Genomic DNA, 8,534 nt, shown 5'->3' on the forward strand with positions numbered 1-8,534 from the left:
GCACTTTTCCCAAGCGTCCGTGAATTCAGGGTAACGTAGTTTTGGTATGTTATGATTTTTCATCAGCTTATCTCTTTATTAAATTGCTTATACTCAAATACGGTGATAGTTTGAGTAAATAGGAAAAATTGTATAATTTTAACTGCTTTAGTAGAAAATGCGATTATTTTAATAAAAAAGTAATTTTCCTACTAATCTACATCACTAAGCATCTAGCCCATAGGCTAACGCTTAGATACAGCGAAAAAGCAATGATTTTAGAGATCGCAGCTACGTTGGAGAACTAAAGTACTAGATTGTAATAACTGCCATTGATGGCAGTTATTAAGAAATACTGAATAACTGAATTTTTATCTAATTCTTTATCTTTCAATATGTTATTTATATGCATATTGATATTAGGGACTGAGGTGGCAAAAAGTTCCGCCAACTGATTTTGATTCAGCCACACCGTACCATCTTGGGCATAAAGCGACACTTTGGTTTTGCCGTCCTCAGTGTTGTAGATGATAATTGGATTATTCACTTGGGGTTTCCGTTTCACTTGCGTAAATTTCTTTTAAGGTTTTGCCTTCTGCGGTTTTAAATTCCGTCCAGCCATTAGCATTGCCTAAGATCAGTAATGACGCAGCGGTGCTTGGGCTATTAAAGCGAAAATCTTTGCTAAAAAAGCACCGCTCTTTGTCTAAGGTGAGTATGCCTTTTTCAATTAGTTCATCGCATTGTGCAATGGTTCTCAGACGATAGTTGGAGGCATTTGATTTCTCAAGATAGGGGAAATTTGAGCCTTTCAATACGATCATTCCATCTTGAGTATAAATAGCCTGAGCTTGTATACCATTGCGTGGGCAGTAGAAAATCATTTCTTTTTTGGTTGCTGATTGTGCTTTGCGTAATGGCTCAAAAATTGGGTAACCCAAAGTGGAAAGCAATAAATCCGCAATTTCAAACATTGTTTCACAAGCTGCTTTCAATGGTGGCGGTGTGTGCGTTTTCTGCCCTTTATTACCATTAGAAAGGCTAAAACGCTGGCAGGATTTGGCTTTTTCAATAGCAAGCCATTCCAAATACAGAGCGTGAGTTTGAGTGAGATTCTGCGTGAGAGAAATCAGCACCAACGCACGCGACCAATCTTTTTATCTTCGATATGGTGCCGTTCAATGCGTTTCCCTACCTCACCAGACTGTCCGATATAGACTTCATCATTATCCGCACCACCGATAAGAAAATACACTGCTACTTGCGCGGATTCCTCCATTTTTAGAAAGGTCGCTAAATCACGGCGTGGCACTTCGATCACACGCATAATCGATGTGCTTTCTTCAATAATCCGAATCCCCTGCGGTTCGCCTGTTGGCAGGAAGATTTGTAGGGTTTTGGGGTGTTTATTCGTCATACTATGATTCCAATTTTATTTATTCGGTAACTTGCCTGTTTTACTCGCCAGCTTCTTTTCTTCTGCTTTAACTTGTCGTTCTATTTTCTTCAAGTCTTCTTCAGGAGGAAGATTTTCAGGCTGAATCCCTCGTTCACCCAGCATATTGCGTATGGTTCTGTTGTTTTGTATATGCTCTTCTGTAATGGCTTTTTCACCTTGTAAATTGGCTTGCTGTGTATTGTGGTTTGTCATTTCTGTTGCTAAATTTTTAGCAGCAATGGTTAGTGTTGGTAGAAAGTCCGCAAGAGGGCGAGTTTTTGTGATGCCATAGCGTTCTTTCATTTGTTGAGTGGTATAACCAAATAATGCATGATCGCCATGAGAACGGATGCGTCCAAACCCTTTTTCATCAACACCACGTTCATAAATATTTTGTGAAAGTATTTTTTCTGACGTTTTTAATCGCTCTCGTGCTTCTAAACGAGATTGTACTTGCATTCTTTGTTCAATAAGCTCTTGCTTGCGTGTTTGAACAGCAAAATAACTTTGCGCAAAAGCGATTTCTGGCTTGCGAGGATCACCATTTTGAGCAATAAGATAACAGGCGTAGCGAGTTAGCATAAGATCTTCAATTTCACGTTGGCTACCACTTCCAAGAGTAACCATTTTCGTGACGTCACGAAAATGGTCTGAAGGCAGTTGTCCAGAGTGTTTGCAAGCTTCTACCGCCCGATTGATAGCTGTTTTAAAATTCTCCCAGCGTTCATACCCCAAAAGCGTTTGTAAATCGCGAGCGAACCAGAATTCAATATTCTCTGAATCAATTTTTTGTACGGCTTGTTCAAACAATGTTTGTAAAGTTTGGATATTATTCATTTGAAACTCCTTGTTCTAATCCTGCACCAACACATCAGCCAACTGATAAAATGCTTCGCGTAATGCGGTGCGGTATTTGATGTTGGTTAATTGTTGTGTGTTTGCATCGGTGGCAAGTGCGGTGTAATTTTTGCTGCCTTCTGTGATGATATTGGTGAGTTTTTTATCATCGTCCAAATCTTTTTCGCCATAGCGATGGTTCGCAATAAGATTGCGGATTTGAGCATTATTGATGATGTCGGTAATGCCCCATTTATTGCGAAAATCTAATAATTTGCGATCGATTGTGATATTACTTGCAGCATTTATGGCATTTGAAAGTTCCGATGGAGAAATCTTTTTCCAGACTTGACCATTAAGAGGGTAATCTCCTGCCATAATAGCTTGCGTAGCACGGCGAATTTGTTCAGCATAGGAAGTATCTTCCATACCGTTGGCAAATTGTTGGATTTTTTCTTCCGTTTTTTCTGCTGCTTCGGTTTCGCCCGCTTGTACTTGGGCAATAAGTTGATTCACTAATTCGGTGAGATAGTCATAATCAACTTTAATGTCCTTAATGTGCGTCATTCGCAGCTCAATTTGGGAGATTGGAATATTCTTTTCTTTGGCTAAATGGTGTTTTAATTCTCCTGCAAGCACGGTGGTGAGCACTTCATATTGGCTTGGAGTCATTCCAAGTGCTTCAATCAATGCATCTGGATTATCGTAGTCAAATCCTGCAAGATGACCGTCAATTTGCTCAGTAGGATATTGTTTTAATTTGGTAATGCCTGCATTAAACTCGCGTAGCTGTCCTAGCATTTCTTCTTTCGCTTTCTCGCTATGTGGAAGTTGCATAAATGGTTCGCCGCTTGGGTTTTTCGTACATTCAGCAAGTGTTTGAACAACCTTTTTGACTTCTTCTAACTGTTGATTGAAAGGCTTAACTAGCCAAGGTGGAGTTGGGTCATCATCACCATAGATAGGTGCTGGTTCTTCCACTTTATTGGCGGAATCTTTATTTGCGTATGTGGCGAGAGCTTCATTCATTAGGCGTTCATTTTGTACAGGCCAGCGGTAGTTCACCACTTGTCCCCAAGGTTTTTCTTGCAGGTCTGCGATTCGGTTGGTGCGTGAATAGGCTTGCACTAGCCCAGCACCTTTTAGGATACGATCGACATAGAGTGTGTTAAGCCCTGGGGCATCAAAACCCGTGAGCAGTTGATCGACAACGATGACCAGATCAAGATAATTTCGGTCATAAACGGTTTTATTTAAGCGTGAACTGAGATCATCAAAATATTCTGGAATTGTATTTAAGCCCCAGTTTGTGCCAAAGATTGCGTTATAGTCATTGATTGCATCGTGTAAGGCTTGATTTGTTTGTGCCATTCCATCGCTGTTTTCTGTATTAAGGCTATAAGTTAAGGCAACTTTTAAGATAAATTCACCTTTTTCCGACCGCTCTTTGTTTACACGTTGGAATTCTCGATAGTATCTTGAAGCAAGTGGTGTGCTAGCGCCAGTGCCGCTGACGTGGGTGGTGAACATGGCGTTATATTTGAAATCATTGGAACGGTTACGCCAATTTTTAAAAATATCCGCAACTACAAGGCGGATATGTTCATCACTTTCATCATAAAAATTGCGGGTGAGCGTGCGTTCTACTTTTTCGCCTTTGGTGATCGTGCTTTTGTTATCATTGTCTAAGAATTTAGCTTCATCAAATTCTTCTTTACGCATCGCTTCAAGCTCAGCATCAATTTTCTCTTCTGACGACCAATCTGGGTATTTTTGTTTAAGTAGTTCGCGAATATCTACAGTACTTTTGAAATCCACTTTAAAGCCTAGTACGTTGCGATCTGCAATGGCTTCTTTAATTGTGTAAGCATGTAATAATTCACCAAAAATTTCTTTTGTGGTTTTTCCGTCAAACATTGGGGTGCCAGTATATCCCACCCAAACGCTATGCTTGAATTTATCTTTAATGAGTTGGAACTGTTCCCCCGCGGTGGAGCGGTGAGCTTCATCAACAATAAAAACGATATTTTTATTGGGTGCGATAAAATCACGGCTTTTTGCCAGTTTGCCAAGTTTTTGTACACTGGTAACAATAATGCCGTTTGCATTGCTTTTGAGTTTTTTGCGTAAATCTCGGGTGTTATTGGTATCAAGAATTGAGCCGACATCATCATTGTTATCAGGATCATAAGCACGATAGTTTTCAAGGGTTTGTTTAGTTAATGCGATACGATCAACGACAAAAACTACCTTGTTTACTTTTGGTAAACGGCTTGCCAGCCAAGCGGTCTTGAAACTGGTGATAGTTTTTCCCGAGCCTGTGGTATGCCAAATATAGCCAATTTTTTTATCCCCCATTTCAAAATCGGCTTGTTTGATCCCTTCAATGACCGCCTGCGTGGCATAAACTTGGTAAGGACGCATTACTTTCAGCATTGTTTTATTTGGTGTGCCGTCTAAAATCATATAATTGGTTGCCATTTGGTGTGCCATTGGGATAGATAGCATTGAGTCTGCAAAGTCTTTCCAAGAGCGCACAATACTGTTGTCACTGCGTTTTTGCCAGGCAAAGGAAAAATCCTTATTAAAATAATCAGCCGTGGTGTTTGCCATATATCTTGCATTATGTGGCGTCATTCCAACCAAAATTTGTATCGTAGAGAAAATCCCCTGGTATTGTTGCTCTTTAATATATTGCTCCATTTGATTAAGGGCTTCATCAACGGAATGTGCATCTGCCTTTAGCTCTAATTGAATAATGGGCAATCCATTGATCAGCAAAGTCACATCAAAGCGGCGATTTGTTTACCAGGGATAACAGCAGGGCGTTCAATTTGATTCACAATTTGATAAACCGTGTTGCCTGCTCCAACTTGTTTTGATCAAAAACGGTTAAAAAAACGTGACGACCATCGTCTAAATCGATCTCGATTTGTGAAACGCCATTGGTTCCATAAAGAAATTTACCCGCGTCAAACGGTGTGCGAGTTTGCTCCGCCAGTTTAGTTTTTACTTGATTAAATTCATTTTCGCTTAAAGGCGATTTTAATGATTGTCTATTTAAGCGTTCTAAAATACCTTTAAAATTATCCCAAAGTTGTTCTGTTGTTTTAATGTCAGGAAGATATTCCCAAATTCTTGTTTTTCTAGGGAAATCTAAATAATGGCTTAAGCCTTGCAAATGATCAGCGGTGGTAATGTTTCCCGTGGAGAGATATTCAATAAGGGATTGTTCAAACTCGGATTCGTATTGATAGTTAGACATAATCATTCCTTAATTCTTGATGTTAGATTTGCATTGTTTTTGAAAATTATTCAGTAAGTATGCGGTAAGTTGTGCTTCATTATCTGCTACCCGTTTTTTAAGCATTGTGATACGGCGTTGCAGACGATCAACTTGCCCGATAGCCTGTTGCACAGACAATGTAGGAAGAGCGAAAGTTGTAGGTTTTTTAATTGGTTAAGGCTATATTTCATAACACTAGATCCTTGCAAACTGGCGACTAACTGCCGTTTTATATCAGCATCATTATTCAGTAAATAAACCAAAAAGCTCTTATCAAGTTCTTTTGAGGGACATAGACGAGCATAGTTGTGAGAAAATGCGTAGCCAGCACGCGCCTGACAGACTTGGACTGCTGAGCCTGAGATCAAGCTAAAAATGACATCATCTTCTTGTAGCAGTGTAGGTGTGTCTGGTGTACAAATTTGTTTTCCTTGTGTGGATTCTGTTCGAGTTTCAAAATCTGCTTGTAGATCCGCTTGATCATATAATGAGTAGCAAGGGCTACCAGCTTGTTCATTTAGCCGAGAAAGTAGTGTACCGATTTCAAATCGTACAAGATCTTGTAGTTTCATTTTGTTCCTTGTTGAAATTACAAAGTTAATATGCATTATATTCTGGTATGATTATTCGTCAAGGTGTTTTTGTTATTTTTATAAATAACATTTTTATTTTGCAAAAAACACCAAAAAATCCCACCGCACTTTTCCCCCTAACTCTGCCAAAAATCTGTTAAAATATCCGCACTTTAACGAATGATTAGCTAAGGATAAGGTTATCGAAAATTGGCAGCGGGGCTTTGTTTTGCATCGTAGGGCGTACAGCGAAACGAGTTTATTGGTGGATTTGTTTACGGAAGAAACGGGGCGTTTGACGGTGATTGCGAAAGGGGCGAGAACAAAGCGTTCAGCGTGGAAAAGCATTTTGCAGCCGTTTACGCCGTTGCTTCTGCGTTGGACTGGAAAGGGGGAGCTGAAAACCCTGACCAAAGCCGAAGCGGCATCGCTCACTTTGCCAATGCAGCCTACGGCGCTTTATAGCGGTTTTTATGTGAATGAATTGCTGATGCGTTTGCTGGCCGTTGAGACCCCTTATCCTGAGATTTTCCAAGACTATCTAAAATGTATTACGGGCTTGGCGAGTGTGTCTGAGTCAGTCGAACCAAGCCTGCGAACCTTTGAATTTCAATTACTTACAGCAATGGGCTATGGCATTGATTTTTGCCATTGTGCAGGTTCAGGCGAGCCTGTCGATGAAAATATGACCTATCGTTATCGCGAAGAAAAAGGCTTTATTGCTTCTTTAATTAAGGATAATCTCACTTTTTATGGCAGAGAATTGCTGGCGTTTGAGCGGCGAGAGTTTCACGATCAGGCGGTGTTACAAGCGGCGAAACGCTTTATTCGCATTGCCTTGAAACCTTATTTAGGCAATAAACCGTTGAAAAGTCGAGAATTATTCACCCAACATGTTTTGTATCAGAAATAACCTATGGCATTACTTTACTCCCCGAAAAAAGTGGAAAAAAAACACCGCACTTTTACCGCGCAAGTGCAAGATTTAGATTATCAAGGGCTAGGCGTAGCAAAAATTCAAGGTAAAACTTGGTTTATCGAAAATGCGCTGCCTGATGAAAAAGTGCAGGTCGAAGTGTTGGAAGAAAAGCGTCAATATGGCAAAGGGGTAGCGAAAAAATGGTTGCAAACTAGCCCACAGCGTGTGCAGCCTGCTTGTGCTCATTATGCAAAATGTGGTGGCTGCCAAACTCAGCATATTCCCTTGGAAATACAACGGGAAGCAAAAGAGCGCGCCTTATTTCAGCGTTTAACGAAATTGCAAGCTGAACCAATTACCTTAATGCCCCGAATTGTGGGTAGCCAATGGCATTATCGCCGCCGTTTACGCTTGAGTATAAATTGGGATAAAAAGCTGGGACTGCGCATTGGTTTTCGCCAAAAAAATTCGCAAAATATTGAGCCAGTGCAGTCTTGTCTTGTTATCGAAACACCACTCAATAATTTGTTGCCAAAAATCACCGCACTTTTGCAAAACTGGTCTAACCCGAAAAATTTAGGCCATATCGAACTGGTGCGAGCGGATAACGGTGTGGCATTATTGCTACGTCATCAAAAAAATTTGGCAGAAAATGACCGCACTTTGTTACTTGAATTTGCTCGCCAAGAACACTTAATGCTGTTTGTGCAAGATGATGTGCAAATCCAGCAGCTTTATGGCGAAAATCCTTATTATGAATTGAATAATGGGCAACGGCTGCATTTTGATGTGCGTGATTTTATTCAGATTAATCCGCAACTCAATCAAGCAATGATTGACACTGCGCTAGATTGGCTCAAATTAAATGCGCAAGATCAGGTTCTGGATTTATTCTGCGGAATGGGCAATTTCACCTTGCCCATAAGCCGTCAAGCCAAGCAAGTGGTGGGCGTAGAAGGCGTGGCGGAAATGGTGCAGAAAGCGACACAAAATGCGGAACGAAATGGCTGTAAAAATGTCCAATTTTATCAAGGCGATCTGGCACAATCTTTTGCTGAACAACAATGGGCAAGCCAAGCATTTAGCAAAATTTTGCTCGATCCCCCGCGCACGGGCGCAGCGTTTGCAATGCCGTTTTTGTGTCAGTTACAGGCAGAAAAAGTGCTGTATGTGTCTTGTAATCCCGCAACGCTTGTGCGCGATGCACAAATGTTGTTGCAAGCAGGCTATCAATTAACCCAAGTGGCAATGATCGATATGTTCCCAAATACGGGGCATTTGGAGAGCATTACTCTCTTTGAACGGAAATAATAAATAGGAAGGCGTTATGGTTGCTGTTCGAGGTTCACACCTACTTAACCCGAAAGATTTTGTGATTGAGCAATGGAGCGAAAGCTTAGGGCTTTCTTCTGAGCTGGCAGAGAAGTTGGTGCTGGCTTGGCATTATTCGCAAGATAAAATTCAACAGCACCAAAACACGGTGGAAAATCCGCAGATGCATTG

General features: G+C 40.7%; 9 protein-coding genes. 2 read left to right on the top strand and 7 right to left on the bottom strand.

The window, feature by feature from the left end; genetic code table 11:
• Nucleotides 1–283: 283 nt before the first annotated feature.
• From C3Z13_RS10335 to C3Z13_RS10355, 7 genes are all read right to left on the bottom strand, one after another.
• Nucleotides 284–526: a virulence RhuM family protein gene (locus C3Z13_RS10335; RefSeq protein ID WP_103855863.1), complete on the bottom strand. Its 243-nt coding sequence runs from the start codon at nt 524–526 to the stop codon at nt 284–286.
• Nucleotides 519–1,115: a DUF4357 domain-containing protein gene (locus C3Z13_RS10340; protein ID WP_245872637.1), complete on the bottom strand. Its 597-nt coding sequence runs from the start codon at nt 1,113–1,115 to the stop codon at nt 519–521. The genes C3Z13_RS10335 and C3Z13_RS10340 overlap by 8 nt, the downstream gene beginning before the upstream one ends.
• A complete protein-coding gene (locus C3Z13_RS12475; protein ID WP_245872638.1) occupies nt 1,109–1,396 on the bottom strand; it encodes a GIY-YIG nuclease family protein in 288 nt (95 codons plus the stop codon). Before C3Z13_RS12475 ends, C3Z13_RS10340 begins: the two co-directional genes overlap by 7 nt.
• A gap of 15 nt (nt 1,397–1,411) precedes the next feature.
• A complete protein-coding gene (gene dinD, locus C3Z13_RS10345; protein ID WP_103855864.1) occupies nt 1,412–2,254 on the bottom strand; it encodes a DNA damage-inducible protein D in 843 nt (280 codons plus the stop codon).
• Between the two features lie 15 nt (nt 2,255–2,269).
• A complete protein-coding gene (locus C3Z13_RS10350; protein ID WP_245872639.1) occupies nt 2,270–5,041 on the bottom strand; it encodes a type I restriction endonuclease subunit R in 2,772 nt (923 codons plus the stop codon).
• 52 nt (nt 5,042–5,093) lie between these two features.
• Nucleotides 5,094–5,519 carry a PDDEXK family nuclease gene (locus tag C3Z13_RS12480; protein WP_245872640.1) on the bottom strand — a complete coding sequence of 142 codons (426 nt, stop codon included), beginning with the start codon at nt 5,517–5,519 and terminating at the stop codon, nt 5,094–5,096.
• An 86-nt stretch (nt 5,520–5,605) separates the two neighbouring features.
• Nucleotides 5,606–6,112: a restriction endonuclease subunit S domain-containing protein gene (locus tag C3Z13_RS10355; RefSeq protein ID WP_245872641.1), complete on the bottom strand. Its 507-nt coding sequence runs from the start codon at nt 6,110–6,112 to the stop codon at nt 5,606–5,608.
• A gap of 202 nt (nt 6,113–6,314) precedes the next feature.
• Here C3Z13_RS10355 and recO point away from each other — a divergent pair, with 202 nt between their 5' ends.
• The gene (recO, locus tag C3Z13_RS10360; RefSeq protein WP_103855865.1) at nt 6,315–7,025 is read left to right on the top strand and encodes a DNA repair protein RecO; all 711 of its coding nucleotides are present in this window, start codon (nt 6,315–6,317) and stop codon (nt 7,023–7,025) included.
• Nucleotides 7,026–7,028: 3 nt separating this feature from the next.
• Complete coding sequence (gene rlmD, locus C3Z13_RS10365; RefSeq protein WP_103855866.1) at nt 7,029–8,342, top strand: 23S rRNA (uracil(1939)-C(5))-methyltransferase RlmD; 1,314 nt, start codon at nt 7,029–7,031, stop codon at nt 8,340–8,342.
• Nucleotides 8,343–8,534 lie beyond the last annotated feature (192 nt).

The sequence above is a fragment of the Avibacterium endocarditidis genome (assembly GCF_002921145.1).
Taxonomy (GTDB): Bacteria; Pseudomonadota; Gammaproteobacteria; order Enterobacterales; family Pasteurellaceae; genus Avibacterium; species Avibacterium endocarditidis.